Genomic DNA, 21,274 nt, shown 5'->3' with positions numbered 1-21,274 from the left:
CGAAAATGGGCCAAACCTTTAATCCCACCGCAGGCTGGTGGGAAAGCTAGTCACGAGCGGCATCGGAGTGAATATCAATCTTCCATCCGGTCAGGCGAGCTGCGAGGCGAGCGTTCTGCCCCTCCTTGCCGATAGCGAGCGAGAGCTGGTAATCCGGCACGGTTACCTTGGCTACCTGTGCTTCTTCATCGAGGATTTCTACGCGCACGACCTTCGACGGGGCGAGAGCATTACCCACGTAGACGGCTGGGTCTTCGTTGTGATCGATGATGTCAATCTTCTCACCGCCGAGCTCACGCATCACGTTGCTGACGCGGGAACCCTTCGGGCCGATGCATGCACCCTTGGCGTTGAGGCCCTTGGCGTGGCCGCGCACGGACACCTTCGAGCGGTGCCCTGCCTCGCGGGCAATGGCGATGATCTCTACTGCACCGTCGGCCACCTCTGGGACCTCCAGCTCGAACAGGCCGCGAACCAGCTCTGGGTGGGTACGCGACAGCGTGATCTGCACCTTGGCCCCGTTGCGGCTTACACCCACGACATAAGCCTTAACGCGGTCGCCGTGCTCAAGCTTCTCTCCCGGCAGCTGCTCGGCCGGCAACAGGAAAGCATCCTGCGAATCGTGCTCGGTACCCAGCTGCACCACGACGACGCCGCGCTTGTTCGCATGGATATCGCGCTGGACGACGCCCGACACAACCGTTCCGGTCAGTTCAGAATAGGAATCATAGGTCCGCTCCGCTTCGTTCTCGCGCAGCTTGCGCAAGATGGCATCACGGACAGCCTGAGCGCCGACGCGCCCAAAGTTATCCGGAGTGTCGTCGTACTCGCTGACGACCTCTCCGGTTTCCGGATCGCTTTCCGTCACGATGACGGCAACGGCGCCGGTATCGGCGTCGATATCCACGCGGGACTTTGTCCCCTCTGCCTTCGTCTCAGCGGACTCGGCACGGTGATCCAGATAAGAATACAAAAGGGCACCCGCGATTGCCTCGAGCAGGTCCTTCACCGGGACGCCTCGCTCGCGCTGAATCGTGCGGAGTGCCTCTAGATCAATATTCACTTGTTAGTCCTCTCGGGTTGCCGAGTTCTGCTCGGCGAAGTCGAACGTCTGCATTGCCGCCTCCAGCTCCTGTGCTGAAGGTTGAGCAAATTCAATTTCTACCACTGCACGGCTCACGTTTTCCAATCGCTCGACCTGATAGCGCACCTCCTTTCTCACGGTCGTGATGAGCGCCACTGATTCTTGGTCCGCGGAGAGAGCACCGATTCTGGCGACACGGGTGGTGCCGGGCTCGTCGCTCAGCGCATAGCCGACAAGCCTTCCTTGGTTGCGGCGCCAATGGCGTGGGGCGCTGAGCGGAAAATCCACGCCGGGGGTCGACACCTCCAGGGTGTAGCCCGCGCCGAAGTTGAGGGCGCCCGCTTCCTCCTGGGCATCAAAAAACTCGGAAACCTCCTGCGAGAGCTCCTCGATGAGATCGGAGCTCGGACGCTCATCACCATCGATACGGATGATGACCTGGGATTTTTTACCAGCTCGTGTGGTCTTGACGTCTTCGATGTCGAGGTCGCGTGCGGCGGCAATAGGCTGCAGGATTTCGGTCAGTTGCGCGGGTGTTGGGAATGCCATGCGCTCTAGACTAGGTCACACGGGTAGGGTCTATCGCGTGAACCGCCGAGTAGTTGTGCCCGCCCTCCTTGTCTGCGCCGCCCCCTGGTTGGGCGGCTGCCAAGCCACCGACGCGATCGTGGACTATTTTGGCCCCCACGCGGATCCCTCCCTCGCGTCGCTTGCTCAAGCCGCCAGCGCGGATGCTCTCACATTGGAAGAGCTTGATGCGGATGCCGCGGCCCTGCGCGCGGAACAGGCTGAGCAGCTTTATGACGAAATCGACCGCCTGTGCGGCCGCGATGAGGAAGGAAATGCTCCTCGCTCTTGCGCAGTCGACCGTGAGGTTGTCCCACGCGATTCCGCTGACGTGGCCGCCGTGCTTCACGACGCCTCCTCTTCCTCAGAAGAGAACATCAGCAGCGTTCCTGAGGAATCCCGCGCTCTTGTAGTAGCACAAGCTATTGCGCTCGCAGCGTGGAACGATGATGAGCTTGCTGAAGTCCCCGAACTCACCGAGCAGGAACGCGATGCCGCAACTACTCTCTTGGAATGGGAGTACCAGCAGGTCTATTCCCTCGATTTCGCGCGCTCCTATGTGTCCCCCGACCAGGAGGCGCACGTTGATGAGCTTTTGCACGCTCATGAGGACAGAATCCTTCAGCTTCAAGGGCAATTAGAAAAGCTCGGCGCTGTGCCGCAGGCCGCGCCGGCCTATGATTCACCGGCAGGAAACCTACCGACGGACGCCGACTCAGCGCGCGCATTCATCGACGAGGCCGCACGCAACGACACGCTGAAGTGGACCGATGCGGCCATCTCAGCTGAACCGTCAGCCCCGTGGCAGCGCTGGCTTATCGCGGTTGCGGCGCAGTCACATCGCTTCCACGCCGCCTAGCTTCTGCTAGCTGCTAACCGCGGATGAGCTCGGTGAGCGTCTCCACGATCTGGTTGGCGGGGACCTCACGGGTCTCGCCGCCGCGGATGCGCAGCTCAATGATGCCGTCAGCAAAGGCGCGGCCCAAGATGGCAATGAACGGCATACCCAAAAGCTCAGCATCCTTGAACTTCACGCCCGGGGAAACCTTCGGGCGATCGTCGAAGAGCACCTCCACGCCCGCGCGGTCCAGATCCTCCACCAGCTTCTGCCCTGCCTCGAGGGCAGCGGCGTCCTTGTTCGCTACGGCCACGTGCACCTGGTACGGGGCCACGGCCACCGGCCAGTTGAGGCCCTTCTCATCGTGGCGCTGCTCCGCCAACACGGCGAGCATGCGCGTAACACCGATGCCGTAGGAACCCATGGTTGGCACGGCGCGCTTGCCGTTCTCATCCAGAATCTGAACGTCGAAAGCCTCGGTGTACTTGCGGCCCAGCTGGAAGATGTGGCCCAGCTCAATACCGCGCTCCAGAGTCAGAGTGCCCTGACCATTCGGTGCTGGGTCACCTTCCTTAACCTCGGCCGCCTCGATGAACTCATCCACGGTGAAGTCGCGGCCAGCCACCAGTCCGATGACGTGGCGCTGCGGGGCATCGGCACCGGTAATCCAGGAGGTGCCAGAAACCACGCGCGGGTCAGCATATACCTTCACGTCGTGGGCATTAAGGGCGCGTGGCCCAACGTAGCCCTTGACCAGGAAATCGGTCTTCTTGAAGTCCTCATCGCTGGCGAGCTCGAACTCGGCCGGTTCAAGAGACGCCTCCAGGCGCTTTTCATCCAGCGCGCGGTCACCCGGAATAAGAACAGCCGCGAGCTCCCATTCCTTCTCTTCCTCCGTAGCCGCAGGGGCGGCCACCTTGATCATCATGCACTTGAGGGTGTCCGCTGCGGTGACCTCGCGGCCGGCGACAGTAATGCCGGCGCTCTTAGCCCACTCCACCAGCGTTTCGATGGTCTCGGACTTCGGAGTCTCATGCTCCTGCGCGTCCGGCAGGCCGTCGAAGGGGATTTCCTCCGGAGCCTGAGTGACCACGGCCTCCACGTTGGCGGCGTACTCTCCCTCCGTGGCGCGGACAAAGGTATCCTCGCCCACCTCGGACACAGCCAAGAACTCCTCGGAGGCCGAGCCGCCCATCGCACCAGAGGTGGCCTTGCAAATCGCGTAATCGATCTCTAGGCGGTCAAAGATGTTCTGGTAGGCCTTGCGGTGGCGGGCATAGGACTCATCGAGCCCCTCATCCGTCATGTCAAAGGAATAGGAGTCCTTCATAGTGAACTCGCGGCCACGCAGCACGCCGGCGCGCGGGCGCTCCTCATCGCGGTACTTCGTCTGGATCTGGTACAGCGTGACCGGGAAATCCTTGTAGGAGGAGTACATATCCTTCACCGCGGTGGTGAACATCTCCTCGTGGGTCGGGCCCAGCAGCATGTCCGCACCCTTGCGGTCCTTCAGACGGAACAGATTATCGCCGTATTCCGTCCAGCGGTTCGACTCCTCATAAGGCTCGCGCGGCAGCAGCGCCGGGAACAGCATCTCTTGGCCGCCGATAGCGTTCATCTCCTGACGGATTACGTCTTCGATCTTGCGCATGGCGCGCAGCCCCAGTGGCAGCCAGGTGTACACACCCGGCGCAACGCGGCGCACATAACCTGCGCGGACGAGAAGCTTGTGGCTGGGGACTTCGGCATCAGCCGGATCCTCACGAAGAGTGCGGAGGAAAAGCTCAGAAAGACGTGTAATCATGGTTGCTCAGTTTACATCGCTAGCATGTAGCCATGCTGATCATCCTCCCTCCTTCCGAGACCAAAGCACACGGCGGCAGCGGCGCGGCCCTGAACTGGGACGAGCTTTCCTTTCCCGCGCTGAACCCGCTCCGCCAAGAAATTGCTGCAGAGTTGTCGTCCCTCGACGTTGATGAAGCGCTGGAGGTACTCAAGCTCTCTGAGAAGTTGCGTGGGGAAGCCGAGTCCAACCGTGAGTTGGCCTCCTCCCCCACCATGCCCACGCTGGAGCGTTTCACCGGCGTGCTCTACGACGCCCTGGACGCTCCCACCCTTCCCCCGGAAGCGCGGAGCTACCTCGCCGTGGGCGATGCATTGTTTGGTCTGGTGCGCGCCGATGACCTCATCCCGCACTACCGTCTCTCCGGTAACACGAAACTGGGCGGGCGGACGCTGAAGTCTCGGTGGGGTACGGCCATCACGGATGAGCTGCGCGCGCTTGTCGACGCTGGCGAGTTCCTCATCGATATGCGCTCGGGCACCTACCAGCAGCTGGGAAAGTTAAAGGACGTCGCCACCGTGCGCGTGGAGACAGTGCAAGAGGATGGCTCCCGCAAGGTGGTCTCTCACTTCAACAAGCACTACAAGGGAGAGCTCGCCCGCGTGCTGGCCCTGCAGGGCGAGAATGTCTCCTCCCTCGAGGATGCCGCCCGCGTAGCCCAGGAGGCGGGCATGATCACCGAACTGCGCGGCAGCGAGCTGGTGCTCGTGGTCTGATTTATCCATTTATCAATTTATCAACGCCCGCCGATTTATCTATTTATCAATTTATCTGCCTCCGGAGAAGCGGGGCCATTCAAACCAATGGGTTATAGCGCAAGCTGTTGCGCTTGAGCTCGCACTCAGTGGCAATCGCGATACCGGAGGCAATCTTGCCGCGCTCGCGCAGGCGGAACATGGCATCCACGATGCGATCGCGCAATCCCCAGGGATCGATGGTGTTGATGTACACCTTCGTGCCGCCCTCAAAACCGGCCAGGGTCGATACCCTGAGCTTGATCATCACACGCCACGGCTGCGGCAGATCCACGCTGGGCGGGCGGTGGTGCCACTCTTCATTGCAGGCCACATCCGGACCCACAGCGGCATGCGCTGCGTGGATAAGGTCCGACATCCCGCGAACCTCACCGGGGGTCTGCTCCCAGGGCTCACAGCGCGGCGACTTGGAGAAGATCTCCAGTGTGGGATAGCGGTGGCCAAAGCCGGCGAAGAGAACCGCATAGTCGTTTTCGGCGATAACGAGGTTGCGCTTTGCCGCGTAGCCAACCGCCCAATCGTTGTACATATTCGGGTGCGCCCGCAGAATCGCGTTTTCTTGGTGGGCAGCCATACCTAAGGCGTCAATAGCGACGAGCTGCTTGTGCAGGTGATCGAAGGACGCGCCCGCCGGTGCTAGCCAGTTCTGGAACACGGCGACATAAGAGGCATAGCGGTTGCGCTGGTAGAGCTCGCGCGTCGATTCCGCAGTGAATGTTGTCAGCAGGAAGTGCTCATCGGGGCTCAGCGTGCCGGAGGACGCGAGCTGACTATCATCGACCGCACCCTCCACAAAGTGGCGCGAAGAAATGATGACGTCGTGGCCACCTCCGAAGAAGCCATCGGCGAGGGCGAGCAGGGATTCGTCGTCCAGCGCGGCATCCTTCCCCGCCGCCTTGAGCTTGGTGCGCACCACATTGAGCACATGCAGGCGCCCAGCTTCGTCGGACTCGTAGCGCTCCTTGTGGCGGGCCACGTCGGGGTCCATGGTGAAGCCATAGTTCTCGTGCCAATAGTCATAGGACACGATCTCAAAAAGGTTGGGCACGCGGCGAAAGGCTGGTACGGACTCATCCAGCTCGTGAGGAAGGAGGCCGCGCTGAATCTCCCCCGAAGCCAGAATACGGGACTTTTCCGGTGGGGTATCCAGCATGCGGCCTGAGCAAAAGGCGCAGGTGTGCGTGAAAGCATCGGCCGCCAGCGGTTGTGGGTCCTGTGCTGGATGCGCGAGCGGGCGGTTGCCGCGGCCAGGCACCGTCCACACCTCCGTTCCGGAGAAGGGGTTGACCTGCTTGACGGTCCCATCAGCCATGGTTTGGATGGGCTCGACGCGGCTAAAGAGTGCTTCGCTCATGCAGCCCAGCGTAGACCTCCGCACCCACCGGTGCGACTAGGCTTGGGGTCCATGCAGCACCGATTCTTTGAAGTAGATGTCTTCGCCACTGGTCCGTTCAGCGGAAATCCCCTCGCCGTGGTCGCGGATGCCGATGACTTGAGCACCGAAGAGATGCAGCGCATCGCGCACTGGACCAATTTCTCTGAGACGACGTTCCTGTGCTCGCCTACGGATCCACGCGCGGACTACCGGGTGAGGATCTTTACCCCCTACGAAGAGTTTCCTTTCGCCGGCCACCCCACGCTGGGCACCGCCCGGGTGGCAGCAGAGCTGCTTGAAAAAAGCGGCACCTTAATTCAGGAATGCGGTGTAGGCCTGGTCACCGTGCGCCAGGAGGACGGACGCTTCGCCTTCGCTACCCCACCCTTGGTGCGCGAGGGGGCTCTCAGCGATGCCGAACGAGCCGATGCAGCTGCAGTTCTCGGAGTTGACGTCGACCGCATCGTTGACTCCGGCTGGGTAGACAACGGCCCCGGATGGCGCCTCATCCAGCTGGATTCCGCCGAGGCAGTACGCGAACTCAACCCCACACCCACGCCTGGCGTGAAGGTCGGCGTGGTCGGCCTCACCGGTGGTGATGCCCCCGCGTATGAAGTACGAGCCATTACCGGGCACTTCGAGGATCCCGTCACCGGGTCCTTCAACGGCGGGGCTGCCCAATTCCTCCGCGCCAAGAATGCAGTTCCTGCTCGCTACACCGCGGCCCAAGGTCGCCAGGTAGGACGCGCTGGTCGAGTCTTCATCGATGACGACGGCGGGAACATCTGGGTGGGCGGCAACGTCCACGTGCGCGTTCGCGGCACTCTGGAGTCCTGCGATGCCTAAACCTTCCCTTCCCTTCGAGCTGCACACTGAGTTCGCCCACCGCCTGCCCCACTTCGTCTCCGAGGCCCGAGGGGAGGAACAGCCCGCGGCGCGGATCGTGGTGCTCAATGAACAGCTGGCTTCTGCGCTCGGGCTCGACCCAGACTGGCTGCGCAGCGACGAAGGCGTGGAGTTTCTCCTCGGCCGCGGCCCCATCGCTCCCCACGCCATGGCCTACGCCGGCTTTCAGTTCGGGCAGTACAACCCATCCATGGGTGATGGCCGCGCTCTCCTACTGGGAGAGGTCACAGGCCCCACCGCTCCCCATAACCCGGCAGGTCTGTGGGATCTGCACGCCAAGGGGACGGGACCCACACCGTACTCGCGCTTCGGCTCTGATGGTCGTGGCACACTGCGCTCGATGCTGCGCGAGTATCTCTTCTCCGAGTCGATGCATGCCCTGGGGGTACCCACTACTCGGCCCCTCGCGGTCCTTGCCACCGGCCGCCCCATTCAACGCCAAGTGGTGGAGGAGGCGGGCGTGCTGGTGCGCGTGGCCGCAAGCCACATTCGCGTCGGCTCCTTTCACTTCGCCGCGCAGTCTCAGCGGCCCGGATTGCTCGAACAGCTCGCTGACTACACCATTGAACGCCACTACCCCGGTGCCGACTATCAGGAATTGTTCATCCGTGCCATGGATGCGCAAGCCGCTACGGTCGCCGGATGGATGCAGCTGGGCTTTATCCACGGCGTGATGAATACGGATAACACCACGCTATCGGGCGAGACCATCGACTACGGCCCCTGCGCATTCCTGGAAAACTATGATCCCGATACCTGGTTTAGTTCCATCGATACGCAGGGCCGCTACCGCTTTGGCCGCCAGCCCGACATGGTGGGATGGAACCTCGCGCGGCTCGCTGAATCCCTGCTGCCGCTTCTCGACGACTCCCCTGACTCCGCCCTCGCTTGGGCCCAGGAAGCCATCAATTCCTTTGCGGAACGCTTCGAGAAAGCACGGCGAGCCGAAGCACTGCAGCGCTTGCAGATGCCTGAAGAGCTTTTTCGGGACTACAGCACCGCACTCACTGAGGCGAGCCCAGACCTCACTCAGGCCCACCGAGCTCTCGTCAGCGCCGCGGCAGGTACACCGGCAGCCGCTTATGAGGCGTTCGCGGGCACGCAGTTCGTTGACGCCTACTGCGCGAGTGGCCCCGACGTTGCGCGACTCGAGCGAAGCGTGCCGCGTGTGATTCCCCGCCCGCGTCTGGTCGAAGCCGCGCTGGGCGATCTTGATGAGTTCTCCCGCCTTCTCCAGGCCACGACCCACCCCTTCGACCCCGCACCGGACTATGAACAGCCCGGTGGCACGGAGGGGTATCTCACCTACTGCGGCACCTAAGAGTGCAAAACAGAAGGGAACACACCACCGCCCCGAGTTCTCCGTAGGAAAGGAAACGGAGTCTCGGGGCGGTGGTGTGTCTCTATCTTTCACTGCCACGCTCCCAGTCGGTTTCTCAGGCCGACCGCCCCGCGCGGCTGGGGTTCTCTCTATCTCTCGCATGCGCTCTCTCAAACGCACAACATAAGTATGGAGCATCCTCCTTGGCGAAGCGTTCCGATGCACTGGACGCTTCCTGCCAGTTACTGAGAGTTACCTGCGAAGCGAAAAGCGGGACTACTTGGACTCAAGCTGCAGGGTCTTCTGCGTGTACTCCCACATCTCCTCGTAGAGCTTCTTGTCCTTGGAGAGCTTGGTGCCGTAGGACGGAATCATTTCCTGAATCTTGTCGCCCCACTGAATCATGTGCTCACCGAAGCAGCGCTCCAGCAGCTCGACCATGATGGCCGGGGTGATGGAGGCACCCGGGGAAGCGCCGAGCAGGCCGGCGATGCTGCCCTCGGGGTTGTTGATGAGGGTGGTACCGAACTCCAAGGAGCCGAACTGCGGTGCACCCGCCGGCTTAATGACCTGGACGCGCTGGCCAGCGATGACGGTCTCCCAATCGGCCGGATCGGCGCTCGGGACGTATTCCTTGAGGGTTTCGACGCGCTTGTCGAAGTCCTTGAGGACCTCAGTAACCAGGTACTTGGTCAGGCCGAACTCCTGTGCTGCCACGCCCAGGTAGGAGGTGATGTTGTCCGGACGGATGGACTTGAACAGGTCCAGGTAAGAGCCCTTCTTCAGGAACTTCGGGGACCAGCCACCATAGGGGCCAAACAGCAGGCCTTCTTCACCGTCGATGACACGGGTGTCCAGATGCGGCACGGACATCGGCGGAGCACCGACGGCAGCCTTGCCATAGACCTTGGCGTGGTGCTGCTTGACCAGCTCCGGGTTCTTGGAGCGCAGCCACAGGCCAGAGACCGGGAAGCCCGCGAAACCAGAGACCTCACGGACACCTGCCTTGCGCAGCAGATCGAGCGCGTAACCGCCCGCGCCGACGAAGACAAACTTGGCGTGGACAGCTTCGTAATCACCGGTGTGCAGGTTCTTTGCTACCACACGCCACTTGGAACCGTCACGCTTAATATCGACGACCTCGTGGCCGTAGCGGATCTCGGTGCCTGCAGCCTTAGCTGCGGTGAAGAACTGCTTAGCCAGGGCGCCAAAGTTAACGTCAGTACCGGCATCGGTCCACGAAATGGCCACCTTCTGGGAGCCGAAATCGCGGCCCTCAGACATCAGGGGCAGCTTCTCCTGGAAGGTGGCGTCATCATCACTGAACTGCATGTTGGGGAACATGTGATTGTCCTTCAGCGCGTCGAAACGGCGCTTCAGGTAATCCACCTGAATGGAACCCTGCGCGAAGGACACGTGCGGAACCGGGTTGATGAAGGCCTTCGGGTCAGTGAGGATGCCGTTGTTGAGCTGGTGGGACCAGAACTGGCGAGAAACCTGGAACTTCTCGTTGATGTTCAGGGCCTTGGAAACGTCAATGCGGCCGTTCTTCTCCGGGGTGTAGTTCAACTCGCACAGTGCAGAGTGGCCCGTACCGGCGTTATTCCACGGGGAGGAGGACTCAAGAGCAGGACCGTCCAAGCGCTCGAACACCATCTGAGTCCAGCTGGGCTCGAGTTCACGCAGCATGGCGCCGAGGGTGGCGCTCATGATACCTGCACCAATGAGTGCGACCTCAACCTCGTCTACTACTTGTGCTGTCTTCTTATCGGAGGACACTGTACTTATTACCTCTTAGAGTCGATGTATTCGATGTGGTCAAATGCCCTGCGCATGTGGGTGCGCAGGGCGCGGTGAGAAAGCGCTCGACGATGCTAAGGCCAAGCCGGCATACAGACCTCCACTCAGGAAGATCCGTCAAGCATTAATTCCACCTTACGCCCCTTCCTGCGAAATAGGCATTCCTCGAAACATAAATGCCCGAATCCCAAACCACCACCCCTTTTGAGGTGCAGGGCATATCAGCTCAGCTCCCCGCCCATCCGGACGGATCTGACCGCACGACCTATCATGAACTCCATGACATTTGACAAACTCGAATGGTCAGAAGATCTTCTCGGCCCAGACTTTCAGGCTGCCACGCTCGAGCTCGGCACCGATCCCGATGGCGAAGGCGATGTCTGCGCGACTCTCGTGCGCTACAGCCCCGCCGCCAACGCCCACGACGATCGCCCCGCTCTAGTGTGGGTCCACGGCATGACAGACTACTTCTTCCACGAGCACGTTGCCCGCTACTTCTATGAGCTCGGCTACGCCTTCTATGCAGTCGATTTGCGCAAATGTGGTCGCTCCCGCCGGGAGGGACAAACCTGGCACTACATCAGTGATGTGCAGTATTACGATGCCGACCTCAACGCGGCCCTCGACGCCCTCCCCAACCCACGTGTCGTCATCATGGGACACTCCACAGCCGGCACCATCATCGCTCTGTGGCTTGATCGTCTTCGCCGCCACGACCCCGCGCGTTTCAGCCGTATCGCCGGTGTCGTTTTCAACAGCCCTTGGCTGGCCATGATGGGAATGTCGGACGGCGCTTATGAGGTGGTCAAGCGCATAGTTTATGCCGGCGCTGCTATCGCTCCACGCGTCGAGCTACCCGCCGGGGATCTCACCACCTACGGAGAATCCATCCATTCCCACGAACAGGGCGAGTGGGATTTTGATCGCCGCTTGAAACCGCTGGGCGGGCACGCGAAATACTTGGGCTGGGTCGCTGCTGTTTTCCACGGCTTCGACGCCATCCATTCCGGGCGTATCACCATTGGAGTTCCACTGCTGACGATGACCTCGGCGCGCTCGCAACTTGATCAGCCCTATAACGAGTCCTCCAACACGGCCGATGTCGTCGTCGATGTCCGGCAAAGCCAGCGCTGGGCTAAGGAGCTGAGCTCGCGCTACACCCTCCACGTCGTCAAAGATGGCCGCCACGACCTTTTCCTCTCTCGGCCCGAACCGTTGGAGGACGCGCTGAATTCCGCGGCCGAGTGGCTTCGCGTCGTTGCACCGATAAACGCAGAACAGCGTGCTCAATAAGTGTGCGCGCTGCGCGCTCTTCGACCTCCAGAAGCCGCGGCTGTAGAACCTTTAGAATGGTCGCCATGACTTCTGCACAGCACTTTGATCTCGTCATCATTGGCACCGGGTCGGGAAACTCCATCCCCTCCCCCGAGTTTGACGATAAATCTATCGCCATCATTGAAAAGGGAACCTTCGGAGGTACCTGCCTCAACGTGGGCTGCATCCCTACAAAAATGTACGTCTATGCGGCCGACGTTGCGCTTGCTGCGCGTGAAGCCACGCGCCTTGGCGTCAGCGCCCACGTGGACGCTGTGGACTGGGAGGGCATTGTCAAGCGCGTCTTCGACAACCGCATTGATCTGATCGCCCAAGGCGGCGAAGAGTACCGCCGCGGCGAGGAGACCCCAAATATTACGGTCTTTGACCAACACGCGCGGTTCATCGGGCCAAAGACCCTGCAGGTGGGCGAGGACATTATCACTGGCGACAACATCGTCATCGCTACCGGTTCGCGCCCGGTACTACCTGAACCCTATGCCAGCGCAACTGCCCCGATCCATACCAACGAAGACATCATGCGTTTGGATAAGCAGCCCCGCAGCCTCATCGTTGTCGGCGGCGGCTACATCGCCATGGAGTTCGCCCATGTCTTTGACGGCCTGGGCACCAAGGTGACCGTGGTCAACCGCTCGGAGACATTTCTCCGCTTCCTCGATGAAGACCTGCGCTCACGCTTCAACGACATCCTGCGAGAGCGTCTCGATGTCCGCATTGGTAGCGCGACGGAGGTGGAAGAAACCGCAAACGGTGTGCGCCTCACCTTGGATAACGGTGACGTCCTAGAAGCAGAGGCAATCCTTGTCGCCACCGGCCGCCAGCCTAACGGCGACCAGATGGATCTCTCCGCCAGTGGGATCGAGATACACGAAGACGGGCGCATCAAGGTCGACGAGTACGGCCGCACCACTTGTGAGGGCGTGTGGGCGCTGGGCGACGTCTCCTCGCCCTACATGCTCAAGCACGTCGCCAACGCGGAGCAGCGAGCAGTGCAGCACAACCTGTTGCACCCAGAGGATCTTCAGCCCATGCCCCACAAGCACGTTCCCGCCGCCGTCTTCACTCACCCACAAATTGCGACCGTGGGTCTCACCGAAGCCCAGGCCCGCGAGCAGGGCTACGACGTGACAGTAAAGGTACAGAACTTCGGCGATGTCGCCTATGGCTGGGCCATGGAGGACTCAACGGGCATCTGCAAGCTCGTGGCCGACCGCGCCACCGGACAACTGCTCGGCGCCCACCTCATGGGCCCGCAAGCCTCCACGCTCATACAACAGTTAGTCACCGCAATGAGCTACGGCCTCGACATGCGCACGTTCGCCCGTTCACAGTATTGGATCCACCCGGCGTTGCCGGAGGTCGTCGAAAATGCCGTTTTGGGACTAGAGTGGCTAGAGTGATCGTTACAGATCGTTCAGTGATTTATTTCACACTACCCTTGAACTAACTTCCCCTTATTTATCTATTGGCATTACAAGGCCGCCTTAACGCCCGCAACATCACTCAGCCAGCTTTCAGGGTTTAACCCAATTTGGGGGTACCCCTGCCGCTTGCGTAAAAGAACGCTCCAACTAGCGTGCATTTTGGCTGACCGTTGGATAGGTTTTATACAGACACCGGAACGAGTCGATGGTCTCTGTCGGCTCAGTGTGTTTTGGGGATACCAAACTCATCCCTATCCCTGTGAATCGAGGCTCCTCCGCCAGGAGGCCTTGCACGTACGACATTAAGGAATTTTGATATGCGTATCCGCAATGCAGCCCTCGCCGGCGCTACCGCTCTCGCAGTTGCCTTCGGCGGCTCCACCGTTGCCACCGCAGCCACCTTCGACGGCTCCAACACCACCGAAGCTGTCGAAGACGCAAAGGGCGGTCAGCCTTACGACAAGCCTGAGGGCTCCCTGTCCTCCAAGGTTGGCGGCTGGTTCAACGTCGACGAGGACGACAACATCGGCACCGAGGCTGACGGCCGTGCCATCTTTGGTTCCTCCAAGTCTGAGCACTGCGATGAGGGCGAAGCTGGCGAGTGCACCACCATCGGCGACCAGCCGACCTGGGCCAAGACCTTCTACGGCGTAGGCGTTGCTAGCGCCGTCGCTTCCATCGCCGGCCTCATCGGCGTGGTCTACAACTTCTTCGTCCACGGCCCGTCCTTCTAAGACGCCCCACACACTTTCCGAAAGGCTTAAACTTCATGCGTAACTTCCGCACCGCCGCTGTTGCTGCTGCAACCGCCGCCTCCGTTGCTTTCGCTGGCACCTCCGTTGCTTTCGCTGCTGAGAACACCGAGGAAACCTCCCTCTCCTCCGAGCTGTCCTCCGCAAACGAGAAGGTCAAGGAGGACGACAGCGACGCTACCCTGTCCTCCAAGTGGGGCGACGCTACCGAGGGTGACAAGAAGGTCACCGGCGCTGACCTCTTCGGCGAGAACACCGCTGATGACACCACCAACCCGACCTGGGCTAAGGCTTGGCGTGAGGGCACCTACGCTGCTATCGGCTCCGCCATTGCAGGTGCCCTGTTCGCTGCGTACAACTTCGCTGTGTACAACCACATCATTCCGGCACACGTGCTGGACCCGATCTTCCGCCGCTAATTAGTACGCGGACTCGCTGATTAGCTCAGCGCCTTAGAAAGCGCCCATCTCCTTATACGGAGGTGGGCGCTTTGTCTATCTCCGACCTCTGGCGCAACGGGCGCACGCACCCCCTCCAAACTGACGAAAGTGCTCCGGATCCTTGAAGAATCCGGAGCACTTTCGTCAACAAGGGCAGCTCTATGCGTCTTAAGAGGTACTGTCTTAAGACCGAGCCTTACCGCCTCTTAGGCTAGTCGAGTTCACCAGGCAGGGTAAGAATCTCGTTTCCATCATCGGTGATAACGATGGTGTGCTCGAACTGGGCGGTGAACTTGCCATCGGTGTTCTGGACGGTCCAGCCGTTGTCCCAAATCTCATAGTCCAGCGATCCCAGGTTGATCATCGGCTCGATGGTCAGCGTCATTCCCGGCTCGAGGATGTCGCGGTAGGTCATAGAGTCATAGTGCAGCACGACGAGGCCGTTGTGGAAGGTGGGGCCCACACCGTGGCCAGTGAAATCGGTAACCACGTTGTAGCCGAAACGATTGGCGTAGGACTCAATAACGCGACCAATAACGTTAATCTCACGGCCGGGCTTCGCGGCCTTGATGCCGCGCATCATCGCTTCCTTCGTACGCTCCACCAACAGCTTGTGCTCCTCTGAGACATTACCCGCGAGGAAGGTAGCGTTGGTATCGCCATGCACACCATTCTTGAAGGCTGTGACGTCGATATTGACGATGTCGCCATCCTCAATCACCGTGGTATCCGGGATGCCGTGGCATACAATCTCATTGAGGGACACGCAACAGGACTTGGGAAATCCCAAGTACCCCAGCGTCGACGGGTAGGCACCGTGATCGCACATGTACTCGTGCGCAACGCGGTCAATCTCATCCGTGGTCACGCCGGGAGCAACAGCTTTCCCGGCTTCCTGCAGAGCGTTGGCCGCGATGCGTGAGGCCTCACGCATAGCCTCAATGACCTCCGGGGTCTGCACAAACGGCTCGCCCTGCGCTTCCTGGACCGTATCCTTCCACACGTACTCTGGGCGTTCAATATCCTTCGGTACCGTGCGGATTGGAGTATCTTTTTCTTGTTTCAGCATCGCGCGCTTAGTCATAACTACTCATGGTAGCCCTCTTCCCCAGCACCCGACAAAGAGCACCATTGGCGCGCTCATAAGCGCGCGCTATTGCTCTTGTGCGGGAGCAACCTCGCCGTGGCCTTCCGCGCGGAAGGCGTCCAAACGCTGTAGGAAGTTATCAGTGATGTTGACCGAAATCGTCGAGCCACCGCCCAACACCACGAGTGTGGCAAAAGCAATGTCATCATCGCGGAAGCCGGTAAACCACGCGTGCGAGCCGTCGTTGATTTCTGCCTCACCGGTCTTTCCATAAATGGTTCCCTGTGCTTGCATACCCGCCGCAGTACCGCTCGCCACCACCTGACGCATCATGTCCCGTACCTGATTCAGCGTCTCCTCACTCGGCGCGGGGACCTCCTCGGAAACCTTGGTCTCCCGTGTCTCGATGAGAGTCGGCGTCGGGGTCTTGCCAGCCGCTACCGTCGAAGAAACAAGCGCCATGCCGAAGGGAGAGACAAGGTCAAGGCCCTGGCCATAGCCCGCTTCCGTGCGTTCAAGCGGGGTTTCTCCCTCTGGGATCGAACCGGTAATCGTCGAGAGCCCCGGCACCTCGTAGTCGATGCCCAGCCCGTATTGCTTGCCCACGTCGCGAAGCTCACCCTTGGGGAGGTCGGTCGAGATCTGCGCGAACGTGGTGTTGCAGGATTGTGCAAAGGCTTGGCGCAGCGGTACCGAGCCGAGCGAGAACCCGTTGTAGTTGGTCACGGTGCGCCCGTACAGATCCATGGTGCCCGGGCAGGGCACGATGGAATCTGTGGACAGGCCTTGCTTGTCGACGCCCGCCGAGGCCGTAATAATCTTGAAGACCGATCCGGGAGGGAACTGGCCTTGGAGGGCGATGTCGCCCTTCTTATCTGCTTCCGGGGTTTGCGCCACGGCCAGAATTTCGCCCGTGGAGGGGCGCATGGCCACAATCATGGCCTCGTACCCGGGGTGCAGATTAATGGCTTCTTGCGCAGCACGCTGAACGTCATAGTCCAGCGAAACCTTGATGGACGGAGCCGCTTCGGGCTCGTGATACTCGACGTCGGATAGCGCAGCCCCGTGTTCGTTCACGACAGAGACGGACCAACCATTCTTGCCATCGACTTCTTCAGAAACCATGGATCGTACACGGGAGAGGATGTCGGGTGCCAGGCCGGTATCGCGAGTGATGAGCGCCGGTTCCTCATTGAAGCGAATCCCTTTCTGGTTTTCCAGAACGGGACGCAGCCTCGCTGCCTGGGCCTCGTTGAGCATGGTGACCGAATAGGAACCATCGATCCCTTCGAGGTTTGTAGCAAGTTCGCCAGAATCAACCTCCGGAATGGAGTCATCCTCCCGATGCGCTTGGCTCAAAGCGCCGGAAACCTTAGCTGCCAGCGGGCGCGGGTCATCAACAGCGTCGGTGTCGACAACAAGGCGGTATTGCAGCCCCGGTGACATCAGCTCAACGCCATCGGAGGAGACCACGCCCGCGCGCTTCGGCGCGACTGAGCGCAGCTCGAGGTGCTGGTGCGCGCCGAGATCGGGGTGAATGATGCTGGGCTGCCAGCGGACAGTCCAGTCCTTGTCCTTGCGAGTCAAGGCCATAGACGTGTCATAGCGGAGGGAACGATTACGCGGCAGAGTCCACGTCACTGAATAGTGCGCGGTGGCCTGAGCCTCTTCCTGATCTACCCCGGTCAGTTCGACGTCGAGGCCCTCTGCTTGCAGGCCCGCGAAGGTGGCGTCAAGGGTGTTCGTGGCGGTCGAGCCATCGTCGATCAGCTGCACCAGCTCTTCGTTGTTGCGAGTTTCCATGCTCTCGAGAAACTCTTCTGCAATTGGGCGTGCGGACACCGGCTTGGGGGTACATCCCACCACAGACGACGCCGCGAAACCTACCGCACCCAGCAGCGCCACGAACCTCTTCATGCTTGGGCAGCGTAGCAGCCTGGGGCGGCGCGGCGGCCACCCCACACCGCAGGCGTGCTACTTGGTAACGCGAACCTCAGCCTTGGCGCCTTCCACGGCCTCCAGGCCCTGTTCTTCTGCCAGGCGCATTGCTTCTTCGATGAGCGTTTCCACGATCTTGGATTCGGGCACGGTCTTGATGACCTCACCCTTGACGAAGATCTGGCCCTTGCCGTTGCCAGAGGCCACACCGAGATCTGCATCGCGGGCCTCGCCCGGGCCGTTCACCACGCAGCCCATGACGGCCACGCGCAGCGGGAATTCCATGCCGTCGAGGCCTTCGGTGACTTCGTTGGCCAGCTTGTAGACGTCCACCTGTGCGCGGCCACAGGACGGGCAGGAGACAATCTCCAGCTTGCGCGGGCGCAAGTTGAGGGACTGCAGGATCTGGTCGCCGACCTTGATTTCTTCCACCGGATCCGCCGAGAGGGACACGCGGATGGTGTCGCCGATGCCTTCGGCAAGCAGGGCGCCGAAAGCAACCGAAGACTTGATGGTGCCCTGGAATGCGGGGCCGGCCTCGGTGACGCCAAGGTGCAGCGGGTAGTCACACTGAGCGGCGAGCTGACGGTAGGCCTCTACCATGACGACTGGGTCATTGTGCTTTACGGAAATAGCGATGTCTCCGTAGCCGTGCTCCTCAAAGAGGCCAGCTTCCCACAGTGCGGACTCGACGAGGGCCTCTGGGGTTGCCTTGCCGTATTTCTCCATGATGCGCTTGTCCAAGGAACCTGCGTTGACGCCGATGCGAATCGGAATACCGGCATCGCCCGCCGCCTTGGCAACTTCCTTCACGCGACCATCAAATTCCTTAATATTGCCCGGGTTAACGCGAACAGCGGCGCAGCCGGCGTCGATGGCAGCGAAGATGTACTTGGGTTGGAAGTGGATGTCGGCGATCACCGGGATCGGAGACTTCTTGGCAATCGCGGGCAAAGCCTCCGCGTCAACCGTCTTCGGGCAGGCAACGCGAACGATGTCGCAGCCCGATGCGGTCAGCTGGGCAATCTGCTGGAGGGTGGCGTTAACGTCGTGCGTCTTCGTCGTGGTCATCGACTGCACTGAAATGGGGTGATCAGAGCCCACGCCCACCTGGCCAACCATGAGCTGGCGCGTCTTGCGGCGCGGCGCCAAGGTAGGAGGTGGGCCGTCGGGGATTCCAAGACCAATAGGGGTCGACATGTGCGCTCCTTGCTAATTGGGGTTTAACGCCCCCACTCTAGCACCGCACAAGACAGCGGGATCACTAGCCAAAGAGCCGAATCGGGTTGACCACATCCGCAATCATGATGAGCGCGCCCACCGCCATGAGGAGGAAAGCCAGCACATAAGTAATCGGCATGAGCTTGGTATAGTCTGCCGGCCCCTTCGGCTCCTTGCCCATGAGGCGGCGCAAAGCATCGCGGATCTTCTCATAGATGATGACGGCGATGTGACCACCATCAAAAGGCGGCAACGGGATGAGGTTAAACAGCGCGAGGAAGAAATTGAGGGTGGCCAACATCATAAAGAAGGAAGACCACAGGCTGCGCTCCACCAGTTCACCGCCTACGCGGGAAGCACCCACCACGGACATCGGCCCGTTGACATCGCGCTCCTGCCCAAAGATGGAAGCCACCACGCCAGGGATTTTCGCTGGGAATTGCGCGAGTCCTTGGACCGTGGCGTTGAGTGCATAGCCCGAGTAGCGGGCGGTCGCCGGGATAGCGTCGACAAAGGAGTAGGTCTCCCTGATGTCGATTACCTGGTTACTCATGCCGATGGCACCGACCTCCACCAGTTGCCCCTCGGCGTTGAGCCGGGTCACCGTCGCCAGGGTGATATCGAAGTCACGCGGAGCGCCATCGCGCTCAACGGTGAGGGTGACGGTATCGCCGGGATAGTTCATGACCGTATCGCGCAGCTGCGCGAAGGAGTCCATGGTCTCGCCATTGAGTGCTAGGACGATATCCCCGGACTCCACGCCCGCCTCACCAGCTGGGCCCAGCCCTTGGCAGGAATCTAGGGTGCCGTCAGCCTTCTGGTTCACAGCACAGGACACTTCACCAACGCGCGGACGGACATCCGCGTCTGGGTTGGGCAGGCCCGTGGTCATGGCGATGAGCAGCAGGATAATGAAACCCAACAAGAGGTTCACCGTGATGCCGCCGGCCAGCACGATGACGCGCTGCCACGCCGGCTTCTTGTACATGGCGTAGGGCTCTTCCTCCTCTGTGAGGAACTCATCCTGCGCCGTCATGCCCGCGATATCGCAAAAGCCACCCACTGGAAGAGCTGCGAGGCCGTATTCGGTGTGGCCGCGCGTAAAGGATGCGACGCGCGGACCAAAGCCAATGAAGTAACGCCGCACACGCATACCGAAGGCACGGGCGGTGAACATGTGGCCGGCCTCGTGCAGGGCAACGGTAATGCCGATCCCCAAGGCGAAGAGGACTATGCCGAGGACATTTGCCATAAAGTAGACGGCTTTCTAACGAGCGAGTGAATCCACCAACGCATTTGCGCGACGGCGGGCCTCACCTTCCACGGCGAGGACATCATCGACGCTAGAGGGTACACCAGCGAACTCCGAGGCCTGACCCACGACGTGGCTAACCACGTCAACAATTTCCGGGAAGTGGATGCGGCCCGCCAGGAAAGCAGCCGCTGCCTCCTCGTTCGCAGCGTTATATACAGCGGCATGCGTGCCGCCGGCAGCGGCCACCTCGCGGGCAAGGCGAACGGCTGGGAAGGCTTCGTCATCGAGCGGCTCGAAGCGCCAGTCATGAGCGGCGGAAAAGTCCAACGCCGGCTGAGCGCCGGGTACTCGGTGTGGCCAGTCCAGCGCCAACGAGATCGGCAACTTCATCGACGGCGGGGAACACTGCGCAATCGTGCAGCCATCGGTGAAGGTGGCCATGGAGTGCACGATGGATTGGGGGTGAACGGTGACATCAATAAGGTCCGGGTGGATGTCGAACAGCAAGGTCGCCTCGATGAGCTCAAGGCCCTTATTCACCAAAGTCGCCGAATTCAGGGTGTTCATCTGCCCCATCGACCACGTCGGGTGCTGCGCTGCTTGCTGCGGGGTGACATCCCACATCTCCTCGCGGGTCCACCCGCGGAAAGGACCGCCAGAGGCGGTAAGAACGAGGCGCTCAAGCTCCACACCGCTGCCCGCACGCAAGCATTGCGCCATGGCGGAATGCTCGGAATCCACCGGAATAATCTGCCCCTCCCCCGCCAAGCGGGTGACGATGGAGCCGCCGGCGACGAGAGATTCTTTGTTCGCCAACGCCAACAGCTCGCCCTTCTCCAAAGTGGCGATGGTGGATGCCAAACCCATGGATCCAACAAGCGCGTTGAGAACCTTATCCGCATCGATGGCCTTGACAAGTTGTTCTGCGGAGTCTGGGCCCGACAGCACAGCGCCGCCGAGAGCCTCGGAAACGGTGCGGGCTGCTTCGGGCTTAGCGACGGCCACGTGGTCAAACGAAAGGTTGAGAGCGCGGGCCTGCTCTATGACGAGCTGTGGGTTGGACCCACCAGCAGCGATACCCACGACTGTGAATTTATCCGGATTATCCGCGATAACTTCCAGAGCCTGGGTGCCAATCGAACCAGTAGAGCCGAGAATCAGAATGCGTTGGGTACTCACCCTGTTCACCCTAGCCGGAGTCATAGGCGCTCCGATAGCGAAAGGCGGGGGTGTTTAATCGCGGTTGTCGGCAGGATCATTTAAACTACTACACAGAATAACTGGCATTTTTCGTGCGCTCGCTCGAGTCAACAAGTTCTAACCAGGGTGAGCT

At 60.8% G+C, this 21,274-nt stretch carries 18 protein-coding genes; 8 read left to right on the top strand and 10 right to left on the bottom strand.

Annotated features, from left to right (window positions below):
* Positions 1-46: 46 nt before the first annotated feature.
* Positions 47-1,063 (bottom strand): transcription termination factor NusA, encoded by a 1,017-nt coding sequence (gene nusA, locus HMPREF2807_RS10550; protein ID WP_070512674.1) that lies wholly within the window; start codon positions 1,061-1,063, stop codon positions 47-49.
* Between the two features lie 3 nt (positions 1,064-1,066).
* Positions 1,067-1,633, bottom strand: coding sequence for a ribosome maturation factor RimP (gene rimP / locus HMPREF2807_RS10545; protein WP_070512671.1), 567 nt, complete (start codon positions 1,631-1,633; stop codon positions 1,067-1,069).
* Between the two features lie 37 nt (positions 1,634-1,670).
* Between rimP and HMPREF2807_RS10540 the strand changes: the two genes are divergently transcribed.
* Entirely contained in the window at positions 1,671-2,510 is an 840-nt protein-coding gene (locus HMPREF2807_RS10540) for a hypothetical protein (protein WP_070512668.1), read from the top strand.
* A gap of 13 nt (positions 2,511-2,523) precedes the next feature.
* On the opposite strand, the gene HMPREF2807_RS10535 is transcribed toward HMPREF2807_RS10540, so the two are convergent.
* Positions 2,524-4,293, bottom strand: a complete 1,770-nt coding sequence (locus HMPREF2807_RS10535) for a proline--tRNA ligase (protein WP_049155419.1) — start codon at positions 4,291-4,293, stop codon at positions 2,524-2,526.
* Positions 4,294-4,325: 32 nt separating this feature from the next.
* Here HMPREF2807_RS10535 and yaaA point away from each other — a divergent pair, with 32 nt between their 5' ends.
* Complete coding sequence (gene yaaA, locus HMPREF2807_RS10530; protein ID WP_070512666.1) at positions 4,326-5,048, top strand: peroxide stress protein YaaA; 723 nt, start codon at positions 4,326-4,328, stop codon at positions 5,046-5,048.
* A gap of 79 nt (positions 5,049-5,127) precedes the next feature.
* Here the strand turns inward: yaaA and HMPREF2807_RS10525 are convergent, their stop codons facing one another.
* Complete coding sequence (locus tag HMPREF2807_RS10525; RefSeq protein ID WP_180963892.1) at positions 5,128-6,441, bottom strand: DUF4921 family protein; 1,314 nt, start codon at positions 6,439-6,441, stop codon at positions 5,128-5,130.
* Positions 6,442-6,492: 51 nt separating this feature from the next.
* On the opposite strand from HMPREF2807_RS10525, the gene HMPREF2807_RS10520 reads away from it, so the two are divergent.
* Entirely contained in the window at positions 6,493-7,308 is an 816-nt protein-coding gene (locus HMPREF2807_RS10520; protein WP_070512662.1) for a PhzF family phenazine biosynthesis protein, read from the top strand.
* Positions 7,301-8,689: a protein adenylyltransferase SelO family protein gene (locus HMPREF2807_RS10515; protein WP_070512658.1), complete on the top strand. Its 1,389-nt coding sequence runs from the start codon at positions 7,301-7,303 to the stop codon at positions 8,687-8,689. Before HMPREF2807_RS10520 ends, HMPREF2807_RS10515 begins: the two co-directional genes overlap by 8 nt.
* Positions 8,690-8,965: 276 nt before the next feature.
* Here the strand turns inward: HMPREF2807_RS10515 and mqo are convergent, their stop codons facing one another.
* Entirely contained in the window at positions 8,966-10,468 is a 1,503-nt protein-coding gene (gene mqo, locus HMPREF2807_RS10510; protein ID WP_046648068.1) for a malate dehydrogenase (quinone), read from the bottom strand.
* 300 nt (positions 10,469-10,768) lie between these two features.
* On the opposite strand from mqo, the gene HMPREF2807_RS10505 reads away from it, so the two are divergent.
* The 4 genes from HMPREF2807_RS10505 to HMPREF2807_RS10490 all read left to right on the top strand — a co-directional run bounded on the left by HMPREF2807_RS10505 (position 10,769) and on the right by HMPREF2807_RS10490 (position 14,419).
* Complete coding sequence (locus tag HMPREF2807_RS10505; RefSeq protein WP_070512720.1) at positions 10,769-11,782, top strand: alpha/beta hydrolase; 1,014 nt, start codon at positions 10,769-10,771, stop codon at positions 11,780-11,782.
* A gap of 56 nt (positions 11,783-11,838) precedes the next feature.
* Positions 11,839-13,224: a mycothione reductase gene (gene mtr / locus HMPREF2807_RS10500; RefSeq protein WP_070512655.1), complete on the top strand. Its 1,386-nt coding sequence runs from the start codon at positions 11,839-11,841 to the stop codon at positions 13,222-13,224.
* A gap of 341 nt (positions 13,225-13,565) precedes the next feature.
* Entirely contained in the window at positions 13,566-13,982 is a 417-nt protein-coding gene (locus HMPREF2807_RS10495) for a hypothetical protein (RefSeq protein WP_049155406.1), read from the top strand.
* 35 nt (positions 13,983-14,017) lie between these two features.
* Positions 14,018-14,419 (top strand): hypothetical protein, encoded by a 402-nt coding sequence (locus tag HMPREF2807_RS10490; protein ID WP_070512652.1) that lies wholly within the window; start codon positions 14,018-14,020, stop codon positions 14,417-14,419.
* Between the two features lie 232 nt (positions 14,420-14,651).
* On the opposite strand, the gene map is transcribed toward HMPREF2807_RS10490, so the two are convergent.
* The 5 genes from map to dxr all read right to left on the bottom strand — a co-directional run bounded on the left by map (position 14,652) and on the right by dxr (position 21,144).
* Positions 14,652-15,524 (bottom strand): type I methionyl aminopeptidase, encoded by an 873-nt coding sequence (gene map / locus HMPREF2807_RS10485; protein ID WP_046648064.1) that lies wholly within the window; start codon positions 15,522-15,524, stop codon positions 14,652-14,654.
* A 69-nt stretch (positions 15,525-15,593) separates the two neighbouring features.
* Positions 15,594-17,444, bottom strand: a complete 1,851-nt coding sequence (locus HMPREF2807_RS10480; protein ID WP_070512648.1) for a penicillin-binding transpeptidase domain-containing protein — start codon at positions 17,442-17,444, stop codon at positions 15,594-15,596.
* 57 nt (positions 17,445-17,501) lie between these two features.
* Entirely contained in the window at positions 17,502-18,665 is a 1,164-nt protein-coding gene (gene ispG / locus HMPREF2807_RS10475) for a flavodoxin-dependent (E)-4-hydroxy-3-methylbut-2-enyl-diphosphate synthase (protein ID WP_046648061.1), read from the bottom strand.
* A gap of 64 nt (positions 18,666-18,729) precedes the next feature.
* Positions 18,730-19,938: a M50 family metallopeptidase gene (locus HMPREF2807_RS10470; RefSeq protein WP_049155399.1), complete on the bottom strand. Its 1,209-nt coding sequence runs from the start codon at positions 19,936-19,938 to the stop codon at positions 18,730-18,732.
* Between the two features lie 15 nt (positions 19,939-19,953).
* Positions 19,954-21,144, bottom strand: a complete 1,191-nt coding sequence (dxr, locus tag HMPREF2807_RS10465; protein ID WP_070512646.1) for a 1-deoxy-D-xylulose-5-phosphate reductoisomerase — start codon at positions 21,142-21,144, stop codon at positions 19,954-19,956.
* Positions 21,145-21,274 lie beyond the last annotated feature (130 nt).

Source organism: Corynebacterium sp. HMSC074A09 (assembly GCF_001811545.1).
GTDB classification, from domain to species: Bacteria; Actinomycetota; Actinomycetes; order Mycobacteriales; family Mycobacteriaceae; genus Corynebacterium; species Corynebacterium hiratae.
The sequence above is the reverse complement of the archived record's forward strand: the minus strand, read 5'-3'. Positions and strand labels throughout refer to the sequence as shown.